Origin of the sequence: Stutzerimonas stutzeri (assembly GCF_000219605.1) — a bacterium.
In the GTDB taxonomy this organism is placed as follows: domain Bacteria; phylum Pseudomonadota; class Gammaproteobacteria; order Pseudomonadales; family Pseudomonadaceae; genus Stutzerimonas; species Stutzerimonas stutzeri.
The window spans coordinates 3,507,519-3,532,077 of the sequence record NC_015740.1 but is presented as its reverse complement, the minus strand read 5'-3'; the positions used below and the strand labels follow the sequence as shown (position 1 = coordinate 3,532,077).

The following is a 24,559-nucleotide window of genomic DNA, read 5'->3' as shown; positions in this document are numbered from 1 at the left end:
GCTCAAGAAAACGCGGCTTCGGCCGCGTTTTTTCGTTCTGCACCCCAGGCTTCTGGTATAAATCGCGGGTTTGGCCAGGCTGAACCGTGGGTGTGCCGATCTGGTCGAAATCTATCCGTACCTGTTGTAGAAGGTGAATGCGCATGAGTGGACAATCCGAAGAGCCGAACAAGCCAGTCGAGCCAGAGAGCATTCTGCCGATCGACGAGCATGTGGAGGAAACCCAGGAGGCCGACGGCCGCAAGGTCCGCCACCGGGGCATCTACCTGCTGCCGAACCTGTTCACCACTGCCAACCTTTTCGCAGGGTTCTTCTCGATCATCACGGCGATCAACGGCAATTTTTATGTGGCCGCGGCGACGGTCTTTGTCGCGATGGTGCTTGATAGTCTGGACGGACGCGTTGCGCGCCTGACCAATACTCAGAGTGCCTTTGGTGCCGAGTACGACTCGCTGTCGGATATGGTGGCGTTCGGTCTGGCGCCCGCTGTGCTGGCGTATGAATGGGCGTTGTCGGGGTTGGGTAATGTCGGGCTCACGGTCGCCTTTATCTACGTTGCCTGCGCCGCGCTGCGCCTGGCGCGCTTCAATACGCAGATCGGCAAGGTGGACAAGCGCTGGTTCATCGGGCTGGCCAGTCCGGCTGCAGCAGGTGTGGTGGCCGGTTGGGTCTGGGCGGTGTGGGCGCTCGACGAGACGGGTATTCGCGGCGTCGACCTGCCGCTGGTGCTGGTCATGCTCTTTGCGCTGATGGTAGCCGCTGCCGGTCTGCTGATGGTCAGCAACATCAAGTACTACAGCTTCAAGGATCTCGATCTGAAGGGGCGCGTTCCTTTCGTTGCGATTCTGGTCGTGGTGCTGGTGTTTGCGGTGGTATTCAGCGACCCGCCTCGTATTCTCCTGCTGATTTTCCTCGCCTATGCAGTTTCGGGTCCCGTTCAGTACCTGATGCAACTGCGTCGGCGCAAGCGCGTCGAGGGTTGATTTTCCCCCTGGCTGCGCGTATTGCTCGTCTGTAGTCGATACGCGGAGCTGGCCATGCTCATCAGAATCCCCGCAGGCGGTGATTGTCATGAATCCGAGGTGACGCCGGAGGCGATCTATCGAAGCCGGCGTCGCTTCATTCAGGGGGCGGCGCTTGCTGGGGCGGCCGTGGGGGTGCCCTTGCTGGCTAGGGCGGCCGAGCAATATCCCGGCGTCCCGGCGTCTCCAGCCCCGCCTTGGTTCGTTGGCAAGCTGGGCGACGCCCGCTGGCGCGCTGTCGTCGCGCAAGGCGAAGCCATCACGCCGTATGCCGATGCCACCCAGTACAACAACTTCTATGAGTTCGGTCCCAACAAAGGCGATCCAGCCCGTTACGCCGCGGAGTTGAAAGTCGAGCCGTGGACAGTGTTGGTTGATGGCGAAGTCGAAAAGCCGGGGCGCTATTCGCTCGATGACCTTTTTGCTGAAGGCCAGCTGGAGGAACGGATATATCGGCTGCGATGCGTGGAGGCCTGGTCCATGGTGATCCCCTGGCTGGGATTTCCGCTTGCCGACCTCGTTCAGATGGTCCGCCCCCTTTCAGCTGCGAAGTTCGTCCGCTTCGAAACGGCCTACCGCCCCGACGAGATGCGTGGGACTCGCTCCAGCTTTGCGTTGATCGATTGGCCGTACGTAGAAGGATTGCGCATGGACGAGGCGATGCACCCCCTCAGTCTGCTGGCGGTTGGAATGTATGGGCGGATGCTGCCTAATCAGAATGGCGCACCACTGCGGTTGGTCGTACCTTGGAAGTATGGCTTCAAAAGCATCAAATCGATCGTGCGGATCAGCTTTGTACGCGAGCAGCCGCGTACGACGTGGCAGTCGATGGCTCCTGAAGAGTATGGGTTCTACGCCAACGTAAATCCGCAGGTTTCCCATCCACGTTGGTCGCAGGCTCGTGAGCGGCGCCTTCCAGGCAGCCTTTTCAGCCCCAACGTGCGGGATACGCTGCTGTTCAATGGCTATGCCGATCAGGTGGCGGATTTGTACGCCTCGATGGATCTCACCAAGGACTACTGATGCGCTACCCGTGGTGGCGGCTGTGCGTATTTCTATGCGCCGCGAGCGTGCCTGTGTACTGGCTGTATCTCGCCTGGACGCTTGCGCTGGGTCCCGATCCGGGAAAGGTGCTGGTGGATAACCTCGGGCAGGGCGCGTTGGTTCTCTTGCTTCTGACGCTTGCCATGACGCCCCTGCAGCGGGTCACGGGGTGGGGCGGCTGGCTCGCTGTGCGGAGACAGCTTGGACTTTGGTGCTTCAGCTATGCATTGCTGCATCTCGCTAGCTACCTTTTCTTTCTGTTGGGTGCTGAATTCTCACGTTTGCCCGAAGAGTTGAGCGAGCGCCCCTATATTCTCGTCGGGATGCTCGGGTTGCTGGGGCTGACAGTTTTGGCCGCTACCTCCTCTCGATGGAGCATGCGCCGTCTCGGTAAGCGCTGGAAAACCTTGCACCAGCTGATCTACGTCATCGTCATTGTGGTGTTGCTGCATATGCTCTGGGTTGTACGTGCCGATGCTGGCAGGTGGGTGCTTTATGCTGGCGTGGCCGCGATCCTGCTTGCTCTACGATTTCCAGCCGCGGCTTCTGCTCTGGGGCGAGTCCGTACGCGAAAGAACAAGTTCGCAACAAAACCGAAATAAACGGTTGACGGCTGTTTTCAGGTGCCTATAATGCGCACCACTTCCGGCGCAGTCCTCAAGCAAAACCTCTTGTAAATCAAAAGGTTAGCTAAATAAAAGGGTTGCACTGGTGGCGGATTCGAGTAGAATGCGCCGCGCTGGCAGGGTGGAGGTTGAGTCCTGTTGGTGGCTTCGGTCGGATTGATCGAAAGCGGTTGAAAGGGGTGGTTGACAGCGGTTTTGGACGCTGTATGATTCGCCTCCCGCTGACGAGAGATGCAGGTTGATCGAGGCGGCAAGCGGTTGAGTAGAAAAGAGATTTTCGAAAAACAGCTTGACAGTAAGAAAGGCTGCTGTAGAATGCGCGGCCTCGGTTGAGACGAAAGGCTTGATCGAAACGCTCTTTAACAACTGAATCAAGCAATTCGTGTGGGTGCTTGTGAATGTAAGACTGGTAGTCGCAAGATTATCAGCATCACAAAGCAACACTCGTTTATTCGAGAGTTACTCTTTCTAGTAAAGAGATTTGCGATTGCTGAGCCAAGTTTAGGGTTTTCTCAAAACCCAAGCAGTATTGAACTGAAGAGTTTGATCATGGCTCAGATTGAACGCTGGCGGCAGGCCTAACACATGCAAGTCGAGCGGATGAGTGGAGCTTGCTCCATGATTCAGCGGCGGACGGGTGAGTAATGCCTAGGAATCTGCCTGGTAGTGGGGGACAACGTTTCGAAAGGAGCGCTAATACCGCATACGTCCTACGGGAGAAAGTGGGGGATCTTCGGACCTCACGCTATCAGATGAGCCTAGGTCGGATTAGCTAGTTGGTGAGGTAAAGGCTCACCAAGGCGACGATCCGTAACTGGTCTGAGAGGATGATCAGTCACACTGGAACTGAGACACGGTCCAGACTCCTACGGGAGGCAGCAGTGGGGAATATTGGACAATGGGCGAAAGCCTGATCCAGCCATGCCGCGTGTGTGAAGAAGGTCTTCGGATTGTAAAGCACTTTAAGTTGGGAGGAAGGGCAGTAAGTTAATACCTTGCTGTTTTGACGTTACCAACAGAATAAGCACCGGCTAACTTCGTGCCAGCAGCCGCGGTAATACGAAGGGTGCAAGCGTTAATCGGAATTACTGGGCGTAAAGCGCGCGTAGGTGGTTCGTTAAGTTGGATGTGAAAGCCCCGGGCTCAACCTGGGAACTGCATCCAAAACTGGCGAGCTAGAGTATGGCAGAGGGTGGTGGAATTTCCTGTGTAGCGGTGAAATGCGTAGATATAGGAAGGAACACCAGTGGCGAAGGCGACCACCTGGGCTAATACTGACACTGAGGTGCGAAAGCGTGGGGAGCAAACAGGATTAGATACCCTGGTAGTCCACGCCGTAAACGATGTCGACTAGCCGTTGGGATCCTTGTGATCTTAGTGGCGCAGCTAACGCATTAAGTCGACCGCCTGGGGAGTACGGCCGCAAGGTTAAAACTCAAATGAATTGACGGGGGCCCGCACAAGCGGTGGAGCATGTGGTTTAATTCGAAGCAACGCGAAGAACCTTACCAGGCCTTGACATGCAGAGAACTTTCCAGAGATGGATTGGTGCCTTCGGGAACTCTGACACAGGTGCTGCATGGCTGTCGTCAGCTCGTGTCGTGAGATGTTGGGTTAAGTCCCGTAACGAGCGCAACCCTTGTCCTTAGTTACCAGCACGTTAAGGTGGGCACTCTAAGGAGACTGCCGGTGACAAACCGGAGGAAGGTGGGGATGACGTCAAGTCATCATGGCCCTTACGGCCTGGGCTACACACGTGCTACAATGGTCGGTACAAAGGGTTGCCAAGCCGCGAGGTGGAGCTAATCCCATAAAACCGATCGTAGTCCGGATCGCAGTCTGCAACTCGACTGCGTGAAGTCGGAATCGCTAGTAATCGTGAATCAGAATGTCACGGTGAATACGTTCCCGGGCCTTGTACACACCGCCCGTCACACCATGGGAGTGGGTTGCTCCAGAAGTAGCTAGTCTAACCTTCGGGGGGACGGTTACCACGGAGTGATTCATGACTGGGGTGAAGTCGTAACAAGGTAGCCGTAGGGGAACCTGCGGCTGGATCACCTCCTTAATCGAAGACACCGGCTTCGTCATAAGCTCCCACACGAATTGCTTGATTCACTTGCGAAAGGCGATTGGGTTTAGACCCGAGAGTAACGATTGGGTCTGTAGCTCAGTTGGTTAGAGCGCACCCCTGATAAGGGTGAGGTCGGCAGTTCGAATCTGCCCAGACCCACCAATCGAAGGGGCCATAGCTCAGCTGGGAGAGCGCCTGCTTTGCACGCAGGAGGTCAGCGGTTCGATCCCGCTTGGCTCCACCATTAACTCTAGTCGCCGAAAGCTCAGAAATGAGTGTTTACCAGGATGAGGTTGATTGCCTGGGTTGAACATTGATTTCTGGACTTTGCGCCAGAACTGTTCTTTAAAAATTTGGGTATGTGATAGAAGTAGACCGATGTGTTGCTTTCACTGGCAGCATGTCGCGTCAAGGTAAAATTTGCGTGTTCTCTATGCAAATTTTCGGCGAATGTCGTCTTCACGTTATAGACAGTAACCAGATTGCTTGGGGTTATATGGTCAAGTGAAGAAGCGCATACGGTGGATGCCTTGGCAGTCAGAGGCGATGAAAGACGTGGTAGCCTGCGAAAAGCTTCGGGGAGTCGGCAAACAGACTTTGATCCGGAGATGTCTGAATGGGGGAACCCAGCCATCATAAGATGGTTATCACACACTGAATACATAGGTGTGTGAGGCGAACCAGGGGAACTGAAACATCTAAGTACCCTGAGGAAAAGAAATCAACCGAGATTCCCTTAGTAGTGGCGAGCGAACGGGGACTAGCCCTTAAGCTTCTTTGATTTTAGCGGAACGCTCTGGAAAGTGCGGCCATAGTGGGTGATAGCCCTGTACGCGAAAGGATCTTAGAAGTGAAATCGAGTAGGACGGAGCACGAGAAACTTTGTCTGAACATGGGGGGACCATCCTCCAAGGCTAAATACTACTGACTGACCGATAGTGAACCAGTACCGTGAGGGAAAGGCGAAAAGAACCCCGGAGAGGGGAGTGAAATAGAACCTGAAACCGTATGCGTACAAGCAGTGGGAGCCTACTTTGTTAGGTGACTGCGTACCTTTTGTATAATGGGTCAGCGACTTATTTTCAGTGGCGAGCTTAACCGAATAGGGGAGGCGTAGCGAAAGCGAGTCTTAATAGGGCGTCTAGTCGCTGGGAATAGACCCGAAACCGGGCGATCTATCCATGGGCAGGTTGAAGGTTAGGTAACACTGACTGGAGGACCGAACCGACTACCGTTGAAAAGTTAGCGGATGACCTGTGGATCGGAGTGAAAGGCTAATCAAGCTCGGAGATAGCTGGTTCTCCTCGAAAGCTATTTAGGTAGCGCCTCGTGTATCACTGCTGGGGGTAGAGCACTGTTTCGGCTAGGGGGTCACCCCGACTTACCAAACCGATGCAAACTCCGAATACCAGCAAGTGTCAGCACGGGAGACACACGGCGGGTGCTAACGTCCGTCGTGAAAAGGGAAACAACCCAGACCGTCAGCTAAGGTCCCAAAGTCATGGTTAAGTGGGAAACGATGTGGGAAGGCTTAGACAGCTAGGAGGTTGGCTTAGAAGCAGCCATCCTTTAAAGAAAGCGTAATAGCTCACTAGTCGAGTCGGCCTGCGCGGAAGATGTAACGGGGCTCAAACCATGCACCGAAGCTACGGGTTCAACGCAAGTTGAGCGGTAGAGGAGCGTTCTGTAAGCCTGTGAAGGTGAGTTGAGAAGCTCGCTGGAGGTATCAGAAGTGCGAATGCTGACATGAGTAACGACAATGCGAGTGAAAAACTCGCACGCCGAAAGACCAAGGGTTCCTGCGCAACGTTAATCGACGCAGGGTGAGTCGGTCCCTAAGGCGAGGCTGAAGAGCGTAGTCGATGGGAAACGGGTTAATATTCCCGTACTTCTAGTTACTGCGATGGGGGGACGGAGAAGGCTAGGCCAGCAAGGCGTTGGTTGTCCTTGTTTAAGGTGGTAGGCAGAGATCTTAGGTAAATCCGGGGTCTTAATGCCGAGAGCTGATGACGAGCTTTCTTTTAGAAAGCGAAGTGGTTGATGCCATGCTTCCAGGAAAAGCCTCTAAGCTTCAGGTAACTAGGAACCGTACCCCAAACCGACACAGGTGGTTGGGTAGAGAATACCAAGGCGCTTGAGAGAACTCGGGTGAAGGAACTAGGCAAAATGGCACCGTAACTTCGGGAGAAGGTGCGCCGGTGAGGGTGAAGTATTTACTACGTAAGCCCATGCCGGTCGAAGATACCAGGCCGCTGCGACTGTTTATTAAAAACACAGCACTCTGCAAACACGAAAGTGGACGTATAGGGTGTGACGCCTGCCCGGTGCCGGAAGGTTAATTGATGGGGTTAGCGCAAGCGAAGCTCTTGATCGAAGCCCCGGTAAACGGCGGCCGTAACTATAACGGTCCTAAGGTAGCGAAATTCCTTGTCGGGTAAGTTCCGACCTGCACGAATGGCGTAACGATGGCGGCGCTGTCTCCACCCGAGACTCAGTGAAATTGAAATCGCTGTGAAGATGCAGTGTATCCGCGGCTAGACGGAAAGACCCCGTGAACCTTTACTATAGCTTTGCACTGGACTTTGAGCTTGCTTGTGTAGGATAGGTGGGAGGCTTTGAAGCGTGGACGCCAGTTCGCGTGGAGCCATCCTTGAAATACCACCCTGGCAACCTTGAGGTTCTAACTCTGGTCCGTTATCCGGATCGAGGACAGTGTATGGTGGGTAGTTTGACTGGGGCGGTCTCCTCCTAAAGAGTAACGGAGGAGTACGAAGGTGCGCTCAGACCGGTCGGAAATCGGTCGCAGAGTATAAAGGCAAAAGCGCGCTTGACTGCGAGACAGACACGTCGAGCAGGTACGAAAGTAGGTCTTAGTGATCCGGTGGTTCTGTATGGAAGGGCCATCGCTCAACGGATAAAAGGTACTCCGGGGATAACAGGCTGATACCGCCCAAGAGTTCATATCGACGGCGGTGTTTGGCACCTCGATGTCGGCTCATCACATCCTGGGGCTGAAGCCGGTCCCAAGGGTATGGCTGTTCGCCATTTAAAGTGGTACGCGAGCTGGGTTTAGAACGTCGTGAGACAGTTCGGTCCCTATCTGCCGTGGACGTTTGAGATTTGAGAGGGGCTGCTCCTAGTACGAGAGGACCGGAGTGGACGAACCTCTGGTGTTCCGGTTGTCACGCCAGTGGCATTGCCGGGTAGCTACGTTCGGAAGAGATAACCGCTGAAAGCATCTAAGCGGGAAACTTGCCTCAAGATGAGATCTCACTGGAGCCTTGAGCTCCCTAAAGGGCCGTCGAAGACTACGACGTTGATAGGTTGGGTGTGTAAGCGCTGTGAGGCGTTGAGCTAACCAATACTAATTGCCCGTGAGGCTTGACCATATAACACCCAAACAATTTGGCTGTTAGACGGTAAGTCGACAAACAGACCGAAAATCTGCACGAACACGCAATACCGATTCGATCACATACCCAATTCGCTGCAGCGGCTAAACCCCGAGGCAGCAACCGAATTGCTTGACGACCATAGAGCGTTGGAACCACCTGATCCCATTCCGAACTCAGAAGTGAAACGATGCATCGCCGATGGTAGTGTGGGGTTTCCCCATGTGAGAGTAGGTCATCGTCAAGCTCCTACACCAAACCCCCGATCCGCGTAAGCGGGTCGGGGGTTTGCTTTTGGGGCGGAGAAAAGCGGCCGCGTAGAACTGAGCCTGACCCGTTCAGGCAGGCTGCTCCGATGCAGCCGGCGGCTGTGAAGGCGCTGCGGCGAGTGAGGTAAAAGTACGGCTGCCCGCTGCACCGGATCGACTGCCTTCAAGAGCATCTTCCCTCTCGCCTGACGGCTCACCGCAGTGCGTATCGCTCGTTTAAGATAAGCGCTTTACTCGGATATCCCTCATGCCGGAATCGGCTGCTAGCCCAAGACTTGAAGAGCTTCCGATCGAGCAGCTCGTAGGCTGCCCGGAATGTGATCTGTTGATGGCAAAGCCGACGCTCAACCTTGGCGAGGTGGCCGAATGCCCCCGCTGTGGTTGTGAGCTGTTTCGTCTGCGCCATCGTATTGTCGGACCGGGATTGGCATTGGTGCTGGCGGCTCTGCTGCTCTACTTTCCTGCGAACTTCCTGCCGATCATGCAGTTGAACCTGCTTGGCAGAGTCACCCACGATACCGTCTGGAGTGGGGTGTTGAGCCTGTACAACAGCGGCATGCAGGGCATCGCCGTGGTGGTGTTCCTCTGCAGTATGGCGGTGCCGTTGATGAAGCTGCTGTGCCAGCTCGCCGTGTTGCTCTGCATCGCCATCGATCGGGCCAAGCCCTTGGGGCTGCTGCTCTACCGGTTCTATCACCATCTGCGCGAGTGGGGGATGCTTGAGGTCTATCTGCTCGGAATCCTGGTTTCCATCATCAAGTTGCGTGACATGGCGGAGCTGAGCCTTGGCGTCGGCCTGGCCTGCTTTGCCGGGCTCCTGGTGGTGCAGGTGTGGCTGGAGTTGGTGATGTCACCGCATCAGGTATGGGAAGCGTTATCGGAGCCTGACGATGCGCGCCGCTGACGCCGGGCTGATGGTCTGCCACGAATGCCACCAGTTGAATCGCGCCACGCCAGGTATCGAACATCAGCATTGCAGCCGCTGCGGGGCGCGTGTGCACATGCGCAGGCCCAACAGCATCGCGCGCACCTGGGCCTTGCTGATCACCGCAGCATTGCTCTACCTGCCGGCGAACCTGCTGCCCATCATGACGGTGCGCATGCTCGGTAGCGGGACGCCGGACACCATCATGTCCGGCGTGGTCACACTGGCCAAGCACGGCATGTTTCCTATTGCGGCGGTGGTGTTCATCGCCAGCATTCTGGTGCCGACGTTCAAGCTGGTCGGGATCGCCATGTTGCTGATTTCGGTACAAAGGCATCACCCGATGTCGCCGCGACAGCGCATTCTGGTGTTCCGATTCATCGAATGGATCGGGCGCTGGTCCATGCTCGACATCTTCGTCATCGCCATTCTGGTGGCGATCGTCAATTTTGGCAGTCTCGCCAGCGTCGAAGCGGGATTCGGCGCCGTCGCTTTCGCCAGCGTGGTCATCCTGACCATGCTCGCAGCCATCACATTCGACCCACGTCTGATCTGGGATAACACGGAAGCCGGGAACAAGCATGACTGACCTGCCACAAGCTAATACACGTCCGGCCTCCAGCTGGTCGGCCATCTGGATTCTGCCGCTGATCGCGCTGGCCATCGGCGCCTGGCTGGCCTGGCAGGCGTATAGCGAACGCGGCATCCATATCGAGGTGGTGTTCGACAGCGCCGAAGGCATCGAAATCAACAAGACGTCCGTGCTCTACAAGGGCATGACGATCGGTGTCGTACGCGACTTGCGGCTGGAAGATGACGACCGTCGGCAGGTCGTGGTCGCCGATATCGAAATGAATAAGGATGTCGACGGCTATCTGCGAAGCGGCACGCGCTTCTGGCTGGTCAAGCCCAGCGTCACACTGGCCGGGATCACTGGTCTGGAGACGCTGGTGTCGGGCAACTACATCGGTATGAGCCCAGCCGATGGCGAGCCGACCAAGCGTTTCGTCGCGCTGGCGGAGGAACCGCCGATGTCCGACAGTCGCATCGGCCTGCACCTGACACTCAAGGCCGAGCGCCTCGGCTCGCTGAATCGTGGCAGCCCGGTGTTCTACCGGCAGATCCAGGTGGGGCAGGTGAAGAACTATGTGCTCGCCGAGGATGACAGCACCGTGGAGGTGCAGCTCTATATCCAGCCGGAGTATGCGCACCTGGTGCGCAAGCACACCCGTTTTTGGAACGCCAGCGGCGTCACCGTCGACGCAGGGCTGACCGGCGTGAAGTTCCGTACCGAGTCCCTGGCCAGTATCGTCGCCGGGGGCATCGCCTTCGCCACGCCCGCGCACCGCAAGGACAGCCCGGCCACCGACCCGAACATCCCGTTCCGTCTCTACGAGGATTTCGACGCAGCCCAGGCGGGGATCAAGGCCGTGGTCGCGCTGCAGGATTTCGATGGGCTGCAGGCCGGACGCACGCCGGTGATGTACAACGGCATGCAGGTTGGTCTGCTGAAAAAGCTGGATATCGACTCGGACCTCAAGGGTGCGCGCGCCGAGCTTTCGGTCGACCCGCTGTTCGAGGACTACCTGGTCGAGGACACCGATTTCTGGGTGGTCAAGCCGTCCATCTCGCTGGGCGGCATCACCGGCCTCGAGGCGTTGGTGAAAGGCAACTTCATCGCCGTTCGGCCCGGCGAGAAAGGTGGCTCGCCCAAGCGCGAGTTCGTCGCACGTCCCAAGGCGCCGCCGCTGGACATTCGCGCCCCGGGGCTGCATCTGGTGCTCACGACTGACAGTCTGGGGTCGCTGGACGTCGGCAGTCCCGTGCTCTACCGGCAGGTCCGGGTGGGGTCGGTACAGAGCTACCAGTTCTCTCGCGACCAGCAGAAGGTGGTGGTGGGCGTGCATATCGAACAGCCGTACGCCAACCTGGTGAACAGCTCGAGCCGGTTCTGGAATGCCAGCGGCATCTCGCTGAGCGGCGGTTTGTCCGGAATCGAGGTGCGCAGCGAGTCGCTGCAGAGCCTGCTTGCCGGCGGTATCGCCTTCGAGACGCCCGATCCGCAGGCCGCCGGGACGAGGAAGGTGCCGCGCTTCGTCTTGCACAAGGATAGAGACAGTGCAATCCAGCGCGGGACGCCGATCGAGATCCGCTTGGCGCGTGGCGATGGACTGAGTGCCGGTACGCCCATTCGCTACAAGGGGCTGGCCGTGGGCCAGGTGGACACAGTCACGCTGAGCGATGACCTGCAGAGTGTCGTGCTGCGTGCGCGCGTCACCGCAGCGGAGTCGCGCATCACCCGCGCCGGCACCCAGTTCTGGGTCGTTCGGCCGGAGCTCGGCATCATGCGTACGGCGAATCTGGATACGCTGGTCAGCGGCCCGTACCTGGAGGTGGCACCGGGCAAGGCGGATGCGGGCGTGCAAACGCGTTTCACCGGCCAGGAGCGGGAGCCACAGAAGGCTGGTGAAGGGTTGAGCCTCATGCTCAGCGCGGCCCGGCTGGGTTCGATCAAGCCAGGTAACGCGGTGACCTACCGCGAGGTGAAAGTCGGTGAGGTCACCGGTTATGAGCTGGGACAGAACGCCGATCGCGTACTGATCCGCGTCGTCATCGAGCCGCGCTACGCACCCCTGGTGCACACTGGCACCCGCTTCTGGGAGACCAGTGGCTTCGGTGTGGATTTCAGTCTGTTCAAAGGCGCCAGCCTGCGCACCGATTCGCTGGAGTCGCTGCTCGAGGGCGGCGTCGCCTTCGCCACGCCAGAGGGCGAGCAGATGGGACGCCGGGCGCTGCCGGGACAGACCTTCGCGCTGTTCAAGGAGCCGCAGGACGAGTGGTTCGGCTGGGCACCGAAGATCGAACTGGAGCGAGCCGCCGGCGACAGATGACAGGCGTTGCTGGAGGGCCAAGCCCCCTGCGACACATGAAGAGGGCCCCTTCCAGGGCCCTTTTTCGTTGTGGAAGATCAGGCCGGTTCTTCGGTCCGTTGGGCTGAAGCAGTGTGCTCGCTGGCGACTGGTTCGCGGCGGCTGATGTATTTCCAGTCGGCCTCGTCGATGTAGATGCCGGCCGGCCCGCTGCCGCCCTCAAGGTCGATCGCGACATGGGCCGAGACCTGAGGCTTCACCGATGCGAGGATCGGCACGAAGCCCAGCTGCAGGCTGGTTTCGATCAGCGCCTGCTGGTTGCGCTCGTCGATGTCTGCCGCCTCGTCGAGGTAGTAGGGCAGGCGGATGCGCCCGGCCTGCTCGCGGTCCATCAGGTGCAGCAACAGGTACATGTTGGTCAGCGCCTTGATGGTCATGGTGGTGCCGTTGGACGCCGCACCGTCGATGTCGGTATGAATCACCGGCTGGCCGCCGACCTTGGTGATCTCGAACGCCAGCTCGAACAGGTCCTTCAGGCCCAGCTGGTTGTTGTTCGCCGCCACCAGCCGAGCCAGATACTCCTTGGCTTCCTCGTTCTTCGCGTCCTGCTCGGCGGACTGGGACAGATCGAATACCGACAGCGTCTCGCCTTCCTCGTACTGCCCGGCGCTGTGGATGATCTGGTCGATGTGCTTGAGCGCATCCTTGTTCGGCGCCAGCACGATGCGGAAGCTCGCCAGGTTGGAAACCTGACGCTTGTTGATCTCGCGGTTGAACAGCGCGAGCTGGTGTTCCAGGCTTTCGTAGTCGCTGCGGATGTTGCGCAGCGTCCGGGCGATGTCGGTGACCGCGGCACGGCGGGCCTTGGCCAGGGTCAGCGCCTCGTCCTGACGGTGGGCGTAGGCGTTGACCAGCAGCTGCAGGCGACGCTCGGGATCTTCCTCGCTGTCGAACTTGGCCACGCCCTTCAGGCGCACTTGGGCATACAGCGCCTCGATCTGACCGTCGACGCGCTGCAGCGCCTGCCAGCTGTCCTGGTAGTCGTTGAGCAGCGGCAGCAGGTTGTCCAGCGAGTCGTCCACCGGGTCCATGTAAGGCGTACCAAACGGCAGATCCGCCGGTAGCAGCTGGCGACGTCGCAGGGCGTCTTCCAGCGTGCGCTCCTTGGCTTCCAGATCGGCCAGCTGACGGCCGACCAGCTGCAGCTTGGCGGACAGGTGCTGTACGCGCTCGGCGAAGGCGTCGCTGGTGCGCTTGAGTTCTTCCTGGGCGGCCTCGGCCTGCGCCAGCTGCTCCAGCTTCGCCGGCTCCTCGGCGGCCAGGGTCTGGCTGCGGCGGAAGTCTTCCAGCGCTTTCTGCGCATCCAGCACGGCCTGATACAGCGCCTCGGCCTGGGCCTTGCTCGCCGCGCGGTCGACGGCCACCGCATGCTGGGTCTTTAGCTGCTTGAGTTCGCGCTCCAGGCGATCCTTCTGGTCGCGCAGGGCGGCACGGTCGGCCAGGGCCTGCAGCGCCGGTGGCTCGATATGCGAGAGGTCGATGGACAGGCCCGGCACCGAGAAGGTGTCGCCCTTGAAACGATCCAGCACCGCTTCCACGGCCTTGACCCAGTCGTCGCCCTCGGCGCTGATGCCTTTTTCACCCAGCGGCAGGCTGAACAGCTGGCCATTGAACAGGCGCATCAGGCGATCCACATCGGCCTGGGAGAACTCCTCGCGCAAACGCGAGTAGCTGTTGTTGTCGGCATGGTCGAGCTGTTGCCGGACCGACTTCAGGCGTTTTTCCAGATCACGCAGGCGCTCGTCCAGGTCCTCGCTGGAGAACTGACGGGACTGCGCCAGCGCACCGGCCAGCTCGTCGTGGGCGTCCTTGGCGGCGAGCAGCTGCTGCTCCAGCACATGGGCGTCCTCGACCAGGGCGAAGCGGTTCTTCAGCACCGCCAGCTCGCCCAGCCAGCGCTGGATTTCGCTGATCTCGCGTTCCAGGCGCATCAGTTCGCCAGTCGAACCGCGCTGTTCGTTCTGCAGGCCGTCCTGCTCGCGGCGATAGTGCTCGGCCTGGATCACCAGCTCTTCCTTGCGCGCATCGGCGTAGTCGTGCCAGGTGCCGAGCAGGTTGTCGAGCAGCGGTGACAGGCGATGCAGCTTGCCGCGCAGCAGCTCGCGCTGGGCGACACCGGCCGCCAGCGCCTCGACCAGCGGGCCGGCGGCGACCAGTGCCTGGTAGTCCTGCTCCATGCGGCGCACGTCGCGGAAGGCTTCTTCGGTCGCGGCGATATAGTCGACGCTGCCCGAGCGCAGGCTGTGCTCGAAGGCATCGAGGAACAGCTGCTTCAGTTTGGCAGCCGTGATTTCCCGCATATGCAACAGGTTGATGAACAGTGCGCGGAAGGTCTTCAGGCTCTGCTCGCTGGTCGAGCGCAGCGGGATCAGCGTCATGTCCAGCGGGATCGAGGTATGCCCGCCGACCAGCAGCCGGCGCAGCTCGTCCGGCTTGGCCTCGAAGGCCTTGATGCCGGCGCGTTCGAGATTGGCGAACAGCTCGCGCTGGCGCAGGCAGGTGCCGTTCTGCTGGTAATGGTCGAGGTCCAGCGAGCCCTGATAAACGAAGAACTGATGACCGAAGCCGCCGCCCGGCCCGCGGCCAGCCACGCCGATCACATGCGGGCCGTGGGGCAGCATGACTTCGACGAGGATGTAGCTGGTGTCCGAGGCGAAGTAGAACTTGCGCGACTGCTCGAGGCTGTACTTGCCGAAGCTCATGTCCGACATGCGCGCCAGGATCGGGAACTGCAGCGCGTTGATCGACGCGGACTTGCCGAGGTTGTTGGCGCCGTAGACCGACAGCGGGTTTTCCAGCGGAAAGATGCCGAGGCTGTAGCCGGCGGTGTTCAGCAGGGCGAAGCGGCGGATGCCGTAGCGTTCCTGGCTCATGCTTCAAGCTCCTTTTCTTCGGCGATGGCGCGTGCCAAGGCGTCTTCTTCCGATTCTTCGGCTGCTTCCTCGATGAGGATGATGTCGTCTTCGCCCTCGTCCTCGGCGATCAGCTCCGGGGCGGGCAGCGGCAGGTCACTGCTGTGCAGGCTGGCGGCCAGATCGCGGTCCTGCTGCACCGACAGGCAGACGTCGAGGAAACGGTGCATCGGCGGCAGGAAGCGGTAGACGCCGTTGCTGTCCTCGGCGAAGCCCAGCTGTGTCAGGCGGCGGATGACCTTCTCTTCCAGTTCTTCCTGGGTGGTGACTTCGGCCTGCAGGAACAGGTCGCGGTACTTGTCCAGCAACGCCGGCAGTTCATCGCGACCGAGGCTGCCACCGTCGAGCACCGCCAGCGGGTCGCGGCCCTGGTCGGCCAGGTGCTCGACGAGGATGAAGGTGAACAGCGCCAGGCGCTGGGCGGTCTTGTTCACCTGCGCGCCCATCTGCTCCGGGACGAAGTAGTAGAAGCCGCGCGGATCGCAGACCAGCTCGAAGCCGAGCGCCTTGAACAGTGCGCGGTACTGGTCCTGCATGTTCGACAGCTGCGCGTAGGGCTCCGGCTCGCTGCGCGACAGGTGATAGCCCTTGAACAGCTCGCGGAAGATCGGCGCCAGCTGGGTCATTTCCTTGAGGTCGATGTTCATTCAGGTCGCTCGGATATCGTCGGGGTGATGGTGGACAAGCTGCGCGTCGTCCACCCTACGTAGGAGTCAGCCATTGGCATTGGCCACCAGCGCAAAGGAGCTGAGGCTGACGCGGTGTTCGCGGGTCAGGTACTCGCGACGTTCCAGGCGATCGCGCTGGAAGCGGCTGTCGCGGGACAGGCGCGAGAACCAGTAGAGCAGCTCGTCGGTGGCGCCCTCGGGTTCCTGTTCCAGCAGCCAGGCCATCAGGTCCGGCAGCGGCAGTGCCTGCTGGCAACGCTCGATCATCTCCCGCGCGGTGCGCGGTGCGCGCGGCTGCTCGCCCTTGCGCTTGCCGCTGGCCCGCGGGAACTGCGCCGGCTTCGGCTCGAAGCGGGCCAGGGCGTAGACGTAGGCTTCGACCTGGCTGGCAGTGCCGAGAAAGGTGCTCTGAGGACGGGTGAACAGCGGCAGCGAGGCCTGTGGTACGGCGTCCAGGCCCTTCTTGCGGATCGCCGACAGTGCCAGTGCCGCGCCGCGGGTCACGGCGTTGTGCCGACGCGCTTCCTCGCGTAGCGGCAGCAACAGCTCGCGGGCCTTGCGCAGGGTCAGCTGGGCGGTGGTCTGCATTTCCAGGATGCGCGCATGAGTGCGCAGCAGGAGGTCGTCGTCCACCAGCTGGCCGAGGCGCTGCTGTTCGCCGAGCAGCTTCATCAGCACCTGCTCGACGCGATGAACGCCCTGCTCGAAGGCGCCGTCGGCGGAGACCAGCTGGATCATCGGCTCGACGTACTCGTCCCAGGTCGCCAGCACCTCTGCATAGCGCTGGCGCAGCGGGATCTGGCGGTCGCTGGTCTTGGCCCGGTCGGCCACCGCGACCAGGGCCTGTTCGTCGTTGTCGAGTTTCTTCAGTACATCGCGTACGCGCATGTCGAGCAGGCGCAGCTGGCGGGCCAGGTCGTTGCCATCGCGAATCTCGAACGCATCGAGGATATGCCCGGCCAGGCGCTCCAGATGGCGCAGGTAGGCTTCGATCTCTAGGCACAGGCCGAGGCGGTGCTCGCGGCGCAGGTAAGCGAGGAAGTCGTGGATCTGCGCGTTCAGCTCGAAGCGGTTGGGACTCTTGGCCACCGGAACCAGGATGTCCAGGCGGATCCACTGGTCGAGCAGGGCGGTGATGTCGGTGGGCGTGCCTTCGGGTAGCTGTGCGGCGAGCTGATGGCGCAACTCCACCAGGCTCAGGGTGCCGGCGTCGAAACGCTCGCACAGCGGCTCGAGCAACGTCCAGTGTTCGGCGAGGGCACGCAGTACGCGCTTGGGTTCGATCATCGTGGCGCCAGTCCAGCCAATGAAAAAGCGCCGATTGTACTGCATTGGGGCCTTCGTGATGGGCGCGCAGACAATCGGCCACGCCGTCGCGGCACGTATGGAGGCGTCACCTGAACGTCATCGCCTGAAGGTTAGCCTGGCGCCATTCGGCGACCGGTCGGGCAAGCCCGAACGTCACTAAACGTGACGAAGTGTCGATGTGCTATTTCGATCTCTGTCGGTTCCCGGCACAATTCGCACTTTTTTGCAAAAAGCGAGCTGTCGGTTCCGCCGGCGACTCCCTCGGGGCACGAACAGATGATCAAGACGCCGTATTACCTCATCGACAAACAGAAGCTTCTGGGCAATCTCGAGAAGATCGCCTACGTGCGTGAGCAGTCCGGCGCCAAGGCGCTGCTGGCACTCAAGTGCTTCGCCACCTGGTCGGTGTTCGACCTGATGCAGCAGTACATGGACGGCACCACCTCGTCATCGCTGTACGAGCTCAAGCTCGGCCGGCAGAAGTTCGCCGGCGAGACCCACGCGTACAGCGTGGCCTGGGCCGACGACGAGATCGAAGAGATGGTCGCCAACTGCGACAAGATCATCTTCAACTCCATCGGTCAGCTGGAGCGCTTCGCCGAGGCGACCGAGGGAACCATCCGCGGCCTGCGCGTCAATCCGCAGGTGAGCAGTTCGGACTACCTGCTGGCCGACCCGGCGCGGCCGTTCAGCCGCCTGGGTGAGCATGATCCGGCGAAGATCGAGGCGGTGATCGGCAAGATCAGCGGCTTCATGTTCCACAACAACTGCGAGAACTCGAGCTTCGAGCTGTTCGACAAGATGCTGAGCACCATCGAGGAGCGCTTCGGCCATCTGCTGGAACAGGTCCAGTGGGTCAGCCTCGGCGGTGGCATCCACTTCACCGGCGAAGGCTATCCGCTCGATGCCTTCTGCGCGCGACTGAAGGCGTTCTCGGAAAAATTCGGCGTGCAGGTCTACCTGGAGCCCGGCGAGGCGGCGATCACCATGAGCTCCTCGCTGGAAGTCACCGTGCTCGACACCCTGTACAACGGCAAGAACCTCGCGGTGGTCGACAGCTCCATCGAAGCGCACATGCTCGACCTGCTGATCTACCGCCTCAACGCCAAGATGGCGCCCAACGACGGCGAGCACAGCTACATGGTGTGCGGAAAGAGCTGTCTGGCCGGCGATATCTTCGGTGAGTACCAATTCGATCGTCCGCTGGCCATCGGCGATCGGCTGTCGTTCATCGACGCGGCAGGCTACACCATGGTCAAGAAAAACTGGTTCAACGGTCTGAAAATGCCGTCCATCGTGGTAAAGCAGCTCGACGGCAGCGTCGAGATGGTTCGTGAGTTCGACTTTAACGATTACCTGTCCAGCCTTTCCTGAGGCCGCAGTACAAGGGGGTGAAACAATTGAAGAAAAACGTTCTTATCATTGGCGCAGGAGGTGTTGCCAAGGTGGTGGCCCACAAGTGCGCGCAGCACAACGACGAACTCGGTCGTATTGCTATCGCGTCGCGCAGCATCTCCAAATGCCAGGCCATCATCGACAGCGTCCAGGCCAAGGGCGGGCTGAAGCAGCCCGGCGAGATCAAGGCCTATGCGCTGGACGCCATGGACGTGGAAGCGACCAAGGCGCTGATTCGTGAAACCGAATCGCAGATCGTCATCAATGTCGGTTCTGCCTTCCTCAACATGTCCGTGCTGCGCGCCTGCATCGACACCGGCGTCGCGTATCTCGATACCGCGATCCATGAAGAGCCGGGCAAGATCTGCGAAACGCCGCCGTGGTACGGCAACTACGAGTGGAAGCACCTGGCCGAATGCCAGGAAAAGGGCATCACCGCCATCCTCGGTGCCGGCTTCGACCCGGGCGTGGTCAACGCCTACGCCGCTCTGGCCCAACAGGAATACTTCGACAAGATCGAGTCGATCGACATCCTCGACGTCAACGCCGGTTTCCACGGCAAGTATTTTGCCACCAATTTCGACCCGGAAATCAATTTCCGCGAATTCACCGGGCAGGTTTACAGCTGGCAGAACGGCCAGTGGACGACCAACCGCATGTTCGAGGTCAAGCGCACCGACGACCTGCCGGTCGTGGGCGAACAGAGCCTCTACCTGACCGGTCATGATGAGGTGCACTCGCTCTCCAAGCACCTCGACGTGCCGAACATCCGTTTCTGGATGAGCTTCGGCGAGCATTACATCAACGTCTTCACCGTACTGAAGAACCTCGGCCTGCTCTCCGAGCAGCCAGTGCGCACCGCCGAAGGCCTGGAAGTCGTTCCGCTCAAGGTGGTCAAGGCCGTGCTGCCCGATCCCGCCTCGCTGGCGCCGGGCTACACCGGCAAGACCTGCATCGGCGACCTGGTCAAGGGCACCAAGGACGGCCAGCCGCGCGAGCTGTTCATCTACAACGTGGCCGACCATGAAGAGGCCTACGCCGAGACGGACAGCCAAGGCATCTCCTACACCGCCGGCGTGCCACCGGTTGCCGCGGCGCTGCTGATCGCCCGTGGCGAGTGGGATGCCAAGCGCATGGTCAACGTCGAAGAACTGCCGGCACAGCCGTTCCTCAAGCTGCTCGATGTGATGGGCCTGCGCACTCGCATCAAGGACGAGCATGGCGATCGTCCCTGGGATCGGTAACCCAGTTACGAGCTGCACGTGAGAACGAAAGGCCCCGCTGCTCTGGTAGCGGGGCCTTTTGCTTTGTCGGCGGCGCGGCGGTGGATGTAAAAAGCGACATCCACCCTACGTTGGGGGCTGGCCTTCGTAGGGTGGAAAACGCCGAAGGCTTTTCCACCGATGGGGAACGCTGGTGGAAACGCTTCGCGGTTTTCCACCCTACGCGACAACAACCCACGCCAAACGCAGCTGCTCCTTCCCGCCCCGTCCATTTCACGCGACAATCCGCCCACACAGGCGCCCTGTCAGAGGCGCTCGGCAGCCGTGAGGATTTCCTATGAGCAGCAACGATCGCGTCATCATCTTCGACACCACCCTGCGCGACGGCGAGCAGAGTCCCGGCGCGTCCATGACCGGTGAGGAAAAGCTGCGCATCGCCCGGGCGCTGGAGCGGCTGAAGGTAGACGTGATCGAGGCGGGCTTCGCCATCGCCAGCCCCGGCGATTTCGCCGCGGTGAAGCTGGTCGCCGACAACATCAAGGACAGCACCGTGTGCAGCCTGGCGCGCGCCGTCGATGCCGACATCGAACGCGCTGCCGAAGCGCTGGCCGGCGCCAACTCCGGGCGCATCCACACCTTTATCGCCACCAGCCCGATCCACATGCAGTACAAGCTGCGCATGCAGCCGGACCAGGTGGTGGAGCAGGCAGTGCGCGCGGTGAAGAAGGCGCGCAGCCTGTGCGCCGACGTGGAGTTTTCCTGCGAGGACGCCGGCCGCTCGGAGATCGATTTCCTCTGCCGCATCATCGAGGCTGCCATCGACGCCGGGGCACGCACCATCAACATTCCGGACACGGTCGGCTACGCCATTCCGCACCAGTACGCCGACACCATCCGCCAGCTGCTCGAGCGCATCCCCAATGCCGACAAGGCGGTGTTCTCCGTGCACTGCCATAACGACCTCGGTCTGGCCGTGGCCAACTCCCTGGCCGCGGTGGTGGCCGGTGCGCGCCAGGTGGAATGCACTATCAACGGCCTCGGCGAGCGTGCCGGCAACGCCGCGCTGGAAGAGATCGTCATGGCGATCAAGACCCGCCAGGACCTGCTCAACGTGCACACCCGCATCGAGACCGAGCACATCCTTGCCGCCTCGCGCCTGGTCTCGGGCATCACCGGTTTCCCGGTGCAGCCGAACAAGGCCATCGTCGGCGCCAACGCCTTCGCCCACGAGTCGGGCATCCACCAGGACGGCGTGCTCAAGCATCGTGAGACCTACGAGATCATGTCCGCCCAGTCGGTGGGCTGGAACGCCAACAAGATGGTCATGGGCAAGCACTCCGGTCGCGCCGCGTTCCGTTCGCGCCTGGAGGAGCTGGGCATCGCACTGGAAGGCGACGAGCTGAACGCTGCCTTTGCCCGCTTCAAGGAGCTGGCGGACAAGAAGCATGAAATCTTCGACGAAGACTTGCAGGCGCTGGTCTCCGATACCCTGGCCGACGAGGCGCCCGAACACTTCAAGCTGGCCAGCCTGAAGGTGGCGAGCAAGACCGGCACCACGCCCGAAGCCAAGCTGGTGCTCAGCGTCGATGGAGCGGAGCGCAGCGCCCAGGCCGAAGGCTCCGGCCCGGTGGACGCCACCTTCAAGGCCATCGAGGCGGTCGCCGGCTCCGGTGCCACGCTGCAGCTTTACTCGGTCAACGCCATCACCCAGGGCACCGATTCCCAGGGCGAGGTGACCGTGCGGCTGGAGAAGGGCGGGCGCATCGTCAACGGCAACGGCGCCGATACCGACATCGTCGTCGCCTCGGCCAAGGCTTATCTCAACGCGCTGAACCTGATGCAGGTCGGCGCCAAGGCTCATCCACAGGTGGAAGGCGTTTGATCAGTGAAACCCGGCGTCGGGCCTACCTCGACGCCATGCAGGTAGCCAGCTGGCTGCCACGCACCGAGCTGCCGTTCGCTGCCCCGTCGCGGCTCGAGCTGCTGCAGCCTCCGGTTGCCGAGCCGGAGCCCGCGGCCGCCGTCGCGCCCGTGGCCGAGGTCGAGGCTGCACCGGTCGTCGAGCGGCCAGCCGTGGCGCCGACCGTCGAACCGACCCCGGCACCGCGCCCGCGTATCGCCATGCCGGAGCCGAAGCCCGTGGCCGCGACCGGCAGCCCTGGCGAGGAGGCCGCCGCCGAACCCGCCAAGGCCATCGAGCCGCCGCCGCGCTTCTCCCTGCAGCTGCTGCGCGCCGGCAACGTGTTGCTGGTGGTGGAACTGCCCACCGGCGAATCCTTCCAGAGCCGTGACCCGGCCTACATCCTGCTCAAGGACCTGCTGCGCGCCGCCCGGCTGCCGGACAAGCCGCAGCAGGTCGGCGACGGCGAACCGATCCGCTGGCCGCTGCTGCACAAGGGCAGCCTTGACCAGGGCGCCGAGGCTGCGCGCGATTACGTGCAGGGCGTGATGGCTGCCGAGCTGGAGCAGATGGGCTGCGACTGCATCTGGCTGATCGGCCGCCCGGCTCTGCGCTTCGCGGGCGAAGTGGACGTCGACAACTGCTATCGCGAGGTGGCCGTGGAAGGGTTGGGTCGCGCCCTGGCGATGCCGGGGCTGGAAGCCTTGATGGAACAGCCGGCCGCCAAGGCCGAGCTGTGGAAGGCCATGCGCCGCAGCATGCCGCGCTGGCACATAGGTTCGTGAGTACGCGTGATGAGTGATGCAGTCAGCTTTCGCCCGATGACAGCGGCGGATATCGAAACCGTGCTGAAGATCGAATACGCCGCCTTCAGCCACCCCTGGACCCGCGGCATCTTCAACGATGCCCTGACTGCCTACGAGTGCTGGGTGATGTTCGAGGGCGAGCAGCAGGTCGGGCACGGCGTGATCAACGTGATCCTCGACGAGGCGCACCTGCTCAATATCACCGTCAAGCCGCAGAGCCAGGGCCGCGGCCTCGGCCTGCGCCTGCTGGAGCACCTGATGCAGCGCGCCCGCGAGCACGGCGGCCGCGAATGCTTCCTCGAGGTACGCGCCAGCAATGCGCCGGCCTACCGCCTCTACGAGCGGTACGGCTTCAACGAAGTGGGCCGCCGCCGGGCCTACTATCCGTCGGCCGATGGCCGCGAAGATGCGCTGGTGATGGCCTGCACGTTGCTGGATTGATGGCGCGTTGTTCCATGGGGCGGGCTCAGCCCGCCGCCTTGCGAGGCATCGTTCTCTTAGGGGCTGAGCCCGCCCCGCGTTCGGTGCGGCAAGCGGCCCGATCACTCCCCCGGCCGCTTGTCCCGGCCTGAATCCAGCGGGGCGTCGCCCTCCAGTTCATCGTCCGACAGCACACTGTCGTCCTCGCGCAGCACCGCGTCGCCACCGCTGAGGCCGGTGTCCTCGTCGCCCTTGGCGGGGCCGTCCCAAGGTTTGCCGTCCAGCGGGTCGTAGCGGCCCAGCTCGGCTTCGTCGAGGTCCACGTCTGCGCCGATCTCGTGCTCGGACACCACGCTCAGATCCTGATCCGCCGGACCGCCGTGGCCGCGTTCGCGGGGTGAGCGCGAGCCGTCGTCCGGAATCTGCGTCTCTGGCGCCAGGTCATCCATGGTGGTCTCGCCGCCGGGCACTTCGCCGACCGTCATGCCGGCCTCGGCCTCGCGCTCCGGCGGGAACTGATCGGCGATTTCCTCGGCCGGCACCTGGTCGCCGATGCGGCCCTTGCGCTCGTCCCGGCGCTGGTCGAAGTCGAGCGGCTCCATCGAGCCCATGCGGTCCTCGGTGTCGTCGATTTCCGTCGGGGTATAGGGTTTCTGATCGCTCATGATCGTCTCCTGTCAGGCCATCGGTCTTGCAGGTTGTGACCCGGCCGCTCGATGAAGATTCAGGTGCGCCGCTGGCCGGAACCGGCATCCGGGGCCATCCTTGATGGGCTGCGAATTCGGGCTGCAGTACCTGACCGGCAGGCGAGCGAAATGGGACGAACCACCGCGCGTGATCCGGAGTCCTACCTGCATGAACGATCAAAACGACCAACCTGCGCCTGAGGCTCGGCGCTGCGCTTTCTTCTTCGACGTCGACGGCACGCTGGCTGAAATACAGCCCCGCCCGGAGCTCGTCTTCATTCCACCGCCCACCCTTGCGGCCCTGGAACGACTGCATGCCGACGGGATTCCCGTCGCCGTGATCTCCGGGCGCCCCCTGGCACAGCTCGATGCGTTGCTGGCACCGCTGCAACTGCCCGCCGCCGGCGTGCATGGCGCCGAGCGCCGGGATGCCGAAGGCGAGTTGCGCAACCTGGCGCTGGATGCCCGGCAGCTGGAGCGCATCCAGCGCGAGCTGGCCGAGGCCTGCAGCGAGCACCCCGGCTTGCATCTGGAGAACAAGGGCGTCGCCTTCGCGCTGCACTTTCGCCTGGCGCCGCAGCTGGAACAGGTCGCCCGCGAGCTCGCCGAGCATTTCGCCGAGCGCTACGCCGAGGTGCTGAGCCTGCAGCCCGGCAAGTGCGTGTTCGAACTCAAGCCACGCGGGGCGAGCAAGGGTGAAGTCATCCGCGCCTTCATGGAGGAGGTGCCATTCGCCGGCCGCACCCCGGTGTTCGTCGGCGATGACCTGACCGACGAGGCGGGTTTCGCCGCCGTCAATGCGCTGGGCGGGCGTTCCATCAAGGTCGGCGAGGGGCCCAGCGAGGCTCGCGAGCGGTTGCCATCGGTGCATGCGGTCGGCGGCTGGCTGGAACAGCTGCTGAGCGAGCTCGGCGAACCGGCCGGATCTATAACAAAACCAGACTAGAGCGAGATTTTTG

At 61.4% G+C, this 24,559-nt stretch carries 16 protein-coding genes, 2 tRNA genes and 3 rRNA genes; 17 read left to right on the top strand and 4 right to left on the bottom strand.

Features of this window, described 5'->3' with window-relative positions; all coding sequences use genetic code 11:
- The first annotated feature begins 143 nt into the window (after window positions 1–143).
- The 11 genes from pssA to PSTAB_RS16335 all read left to right on the top strand — a co-directional run bounded on the left by pssA (window position 144) and on the right by PSTAB_RS16335 (window position 12,243).
- Complete coding sequence (gene pssA / locus PSTAB_RS16385; protein WP_013983827.1) at window positions 144–983, top strand: CDP-diacylglycerol--serine O-phosphatidyltransferase; 840 nt, start codon at window positions 144–146, stop codon at window positions 981–983.
- A gap of 54 nt (window positions 984–1,037) precedes the next feature.
- Window positions 1,038–2,045, top strand: a complete 1,008-nt coding sequence (gene msrP / locus PSTAB_RS16380; protein WP_013983826.1) for a protein-methionine-sulfoxide reductase catalytic subunit MsrP — start codon at window positions 1,038–1,040, stop codon at window positions 2,043–2,045.
- Window positions 2,045–2,668 (top strand): protein-methionine-sulfoxide reductase heme-binding subunit MsrQ, encoded by a 624-nt coding sequence (msrQ, locus tag PSTAB_RS16375; protein ID WP_041771831.1) that lies wholly within the window; start codon window positions 2,045–2,047, stop codon window positions 2,666–2,668. The genes msrP and msrQ overlap by 1 nt, the downstream gene beginning before the upstream one ends.
- 555 nt (window positions 2,669–3,223) lie before the next feature.
- Window positions 3,224–4,760, top strand: a 16S ribosomal RNA gene (locus tag PSTAB_RS16370).
- Between the two features lie 91 nt (window positions 4,761–4,851).
- Window positions 4,852–4,928 (top strand) — tRNA-Ile (locus PSTAB_RS16365).
- A gap of 6 nt (window positions 4,929–4,934) precedes the next feature.
- A tRNA-Ala gene (locus tag PSTAB_RS16360) sits at window positions 4,935–5,010 on the top strand.
- A 254-nt stretch (window positions 5,011–5,264) separates the two neighbouring features.
- Window positions 5,265–8,155, top strand: a 23S ribosomal RNA gene (locus tag PSTAB_RS16355).
- Window positions 8,156–8,289: 134 nt separating this feature from the next.
- Window positions 8,290–8,405: ribosomal RNA gene (gene rrf / locus PSTAB_RS16350) — 5S ribosomal RNA — on the top strand.
- The 16S, 23S and 5S rRNA genes sit together here with 2 tRNA genes alongside, the layout of an rRNA operon.
- A gap of 269 nt (window positions 8,406–8,674) precedes the next feature.
- Complete coding sequence (locus tag PSTAB_RS16345) at window positions 8,675–9,331, top strand: paraquat-inducible protein A (RefSeq protein WP_037005208.1); 657 nt, start codon at window positions 8,675–8,677, stop codon at window positions 9,329–9,331.
- Complete coding sequence (locus tag PSTAB_RS16340) at window positions 9,318–9,941, top strand: paraquat-inducible protein A (RefSeq protein ID WP_013983823.1); 624 nt, start codon at window positions 9,318–9,320, stop codon at window positions 9,939–9,941. Before PSTAB_RS16345 ends, PSTAB_RS16340 begins: the two co-directional genes overlap by 14 nt.
- On the top strand, window positions 9,934–12,243 hold the full coding sequence (locus PSTAB_RS16335) for a PqiB family protein (RefSeq protein ID WP_013983822.1): 2,310 nt from the start codon (window positions 9,934–9,936) through the stop codon (window positions 12,241–12,243). Before PSTAB_RS16340 ends, PSTAB_RS16335 begins: the two co-directional genes overlap by 8 nt.
- Window positions 12,244–12,320: 77 nt before the next feature.
- Here the strand turns inward: PSTAB_RS16335 and mksF are convergent, their stop codons facing one another.
- The 3 genes from mksF to mksB all read right to left on the bottom strand — a co-directional run bounded on the left by mksF (window position 12,321) and on the right by mksB (window position 17,194).
- Complete coding sequence (gene mksF, locus PSTAB_RS16330; protein ID WP_013983821.1) at window positions 12,321–15,155, bottom strand: Mks condensin complex protein MksF; 2,835 nt, start codon at window positions 15,153–15,155, stop codon at window positions 12,321–12,323.
- Window positions 15,152–15,841, bottom strand: coding sequence for an Mks condensin complex protein MksE (gene mksE, locus PSTAB_RS16325; RefSeq protein ID WP_013983820.1), 690 nt, complete (start codon window positions 15,839–15,841; stop codon window positions 15,152–15,154). Before mksE ends, mksF begins: the two co-directional genes overlap by 4 nt.
- A 66-nt stretch (window positions 15,842–15,907) precedes the next feature.
- Entirely contained in the window at window positions 15,908–17,194 is a 1,287-nt protein-coding gene (gene mksB, locus PSTAB_RS16320; protein ID WP_013983819.1) for an Mks condensin complex protein MksB, read from the bottom strand.
- Between the two features lie 252 nt (window positions 17,195–17,446).
- Here mksB and PSTAB_RS16315 point away from each other — a divergent pair, with 252 nt between their 5' ends.
- The 5 genes from PSTAB_RS16315 (at window position 17,447) to rimI (ending at window position 22,935) form a co-directional block, all read left to right on the top strand.
- Complete coding sequence (locus PSTAB_RS16315) at window positions 17,447–18,544, top strand: carboxynorspermidine decarboxylase (RefSeq protein ID WP_013983818.1); 1,098 nt, start codon at window positions 17,447–17,449, stop codon at window positions 18,542–18,544.
- 26 nt (window positions 18,545–18,570) lie between these two features.
- Entirely contained in the window at window positions 18,571–19,809 is a 1,239-nt protein-coding gene (locus PSTAB_RS16310; RefSeq protein ID WP_041771829.1) for a saccharopine dehydrogenase family protein, read from the top strand.
- Window positions 19,810–20,125: 316 nt separating this feature from the next.
- Window positions 20,126–21,670, top strand: a complete 1,545-nt coding sequence (locus PSTAB_RS16305) for a 2-isopropylmalate synthase (RefSeq protein WP_013983815.1) — start codon at window positions 20,126–20,128, stop codon at window positions 21,668–21,670.
- Complete coding sequence (locus PSTAB_RS16300) at window positions 21,667–22,473, top strand: hypothetical protein (protein ID WP_013983814.1); 807 nt, start codon at window positions 21,667–21,669, stop codon at window positions 22,471–22,473. The genes PSTAB_RS16305 and PSTAB_RS16300 overlap by 4 nt, the downstream gene beginning before the upstream one ends.
- A 9-nt stretch (window positions 22,474–22,482) precedes the next feature.
- Window positions 22,483–22,935 carry a ribosomal protein S18-alanine N-acetyltransferase gene (gene rimI / locus PSTAB_RS16295; protein ID WP_041771828.1) on the top strand — a complete coding sequence of 151 codons (453 nt, stop codon included), beginning with the start codon at window positions 22,483–22,485 and terminating at the stop codon, window positions 22,933–22,935.
- A gap of 101 nt (window positions 22,936–23,036) precedes the next feature.
- On the opposite strand, the gene PSTAB_RS16290 is transcribed toward rimI, so the two are convergent.
- Window positions 23,037–23,579: a hypothetical protein gene (locus PSTAB_RS16290; protein WP_013983812.1), complete on the bottom strand. Its 543-nt coding sequence runs from the start codon at window positions 23,577–23,579 to the stop codon at window positions 23,037–23,039.
- Window positions 23,580–23,769: 190 nt separating this feature from the next.
- On the opposite strand from PSTAB_RS16290, the gene otsB reads away from it, so the two are divergent.
- Window positions 23,770–24,546 carry a trehalose-phosphatase gene (gene otsB, locus PSTAB_RS16285; protein WP_013983811.1) on the top strand — a complete coding sequence of 259 codons (777 nt, stop codon included), beginning with the start codon at window positions 23,770–23,772 and terminating at the stop codon, window positions 24,544–24,546.
- Window positions 24,547–24,559 lie beyond the last annotated feature (13 nt).

Coding starts and splice junctions, on each gene's coding strand:
- pssA (WP_013983827.1), top strand. CDS start 144: ATGAGTGGACAATCCGAAGAGCCGAACAAGCCAGTCGAGCCAGAGAGC.
- PSTAB_RS16335 (WP_013983822.1), top strand. CDS start 9,934: ATGACTGACCTGCCACAAGCTAATACACGTCCGGCCTCCAGCTGGTCG.
- PSTAB_RS16290 (WP_013983812.1), bottom strand. CDS start 23,579: ATGAGCGATCAGAAACCCTATACCCCGACGGAAATCGACGACACCGAG.
- mksF (WP_013983821.1), bottom strand. CDS start 15,155: ATGAGCCAGGAACGCTACGGCATCCGCCGCTTCGCCCTGCTGAACACC.
- PSTAB_RS16340 (WP_013983823.1), top strand. CDS start 9,318: ATGCGCGCCGCTGACGCCGGGCTGATGGTCTGCCACGAATGCCACCAG.
- PSTAB_RS16315 (WP_013983818.1), top strand. CDS start 17,447: ATGATCAAGACGCCGTATTACCTCATCGACAAACAGAAGCTTCTGGGC.
- msrQ (WP_041771831.1), top strand. CDS start 2,045: ATGCGCTACCCGTGGTGGCGGCTGTGCGTATTTCTATGCGCCGCGAGC.
- msrP (WP_013983826.1), top strand. CDS start 1,038: ATGCTCATCAGAATCCCCGCAGGCGGTGATTGTCATGAATCCGAGGTG.
- mksE (WP_013983820.1), bottom strand. CDS start 15,841: ATGAACATCGACCTCAAGGAAATGACCCAGCTGGCGCCGATCTTCCGC.
- mksB (WP_013983819.1), bottom strand. CDS start 17,194: ATGCAGTACAATCGGCGCTTTTTCATTGGCTGGACTGGCGCCACGATG.
- PSTAB_RS16345 (WP_037005208.1), top strand. CDS start 8,675: ATGCCGGAATCGGCTGCTAGCCCAAGACTTGAAGAGCTTCCGATCGAG.
- rimI (WP_041771828.1), top strand. CDS start 22,483: ATGAGTGATGCAGTCAGCTTTCGCCCGATGACAGCGGCGGATATCGAA.
- PSTAB_RS16305 (WP_013983815.1), top strand. CDS start 20,126: ATGAGCAGCAACGATCGCGTCATCATCTTCGACACCACCCTGCGCGAC.
- otsB (WP_013983811.1), top strand. CDS start 23,770: ATGAACGATCAAAACGACCAACCTGCGCCTGAGGCTCGGCGCTGCGCT.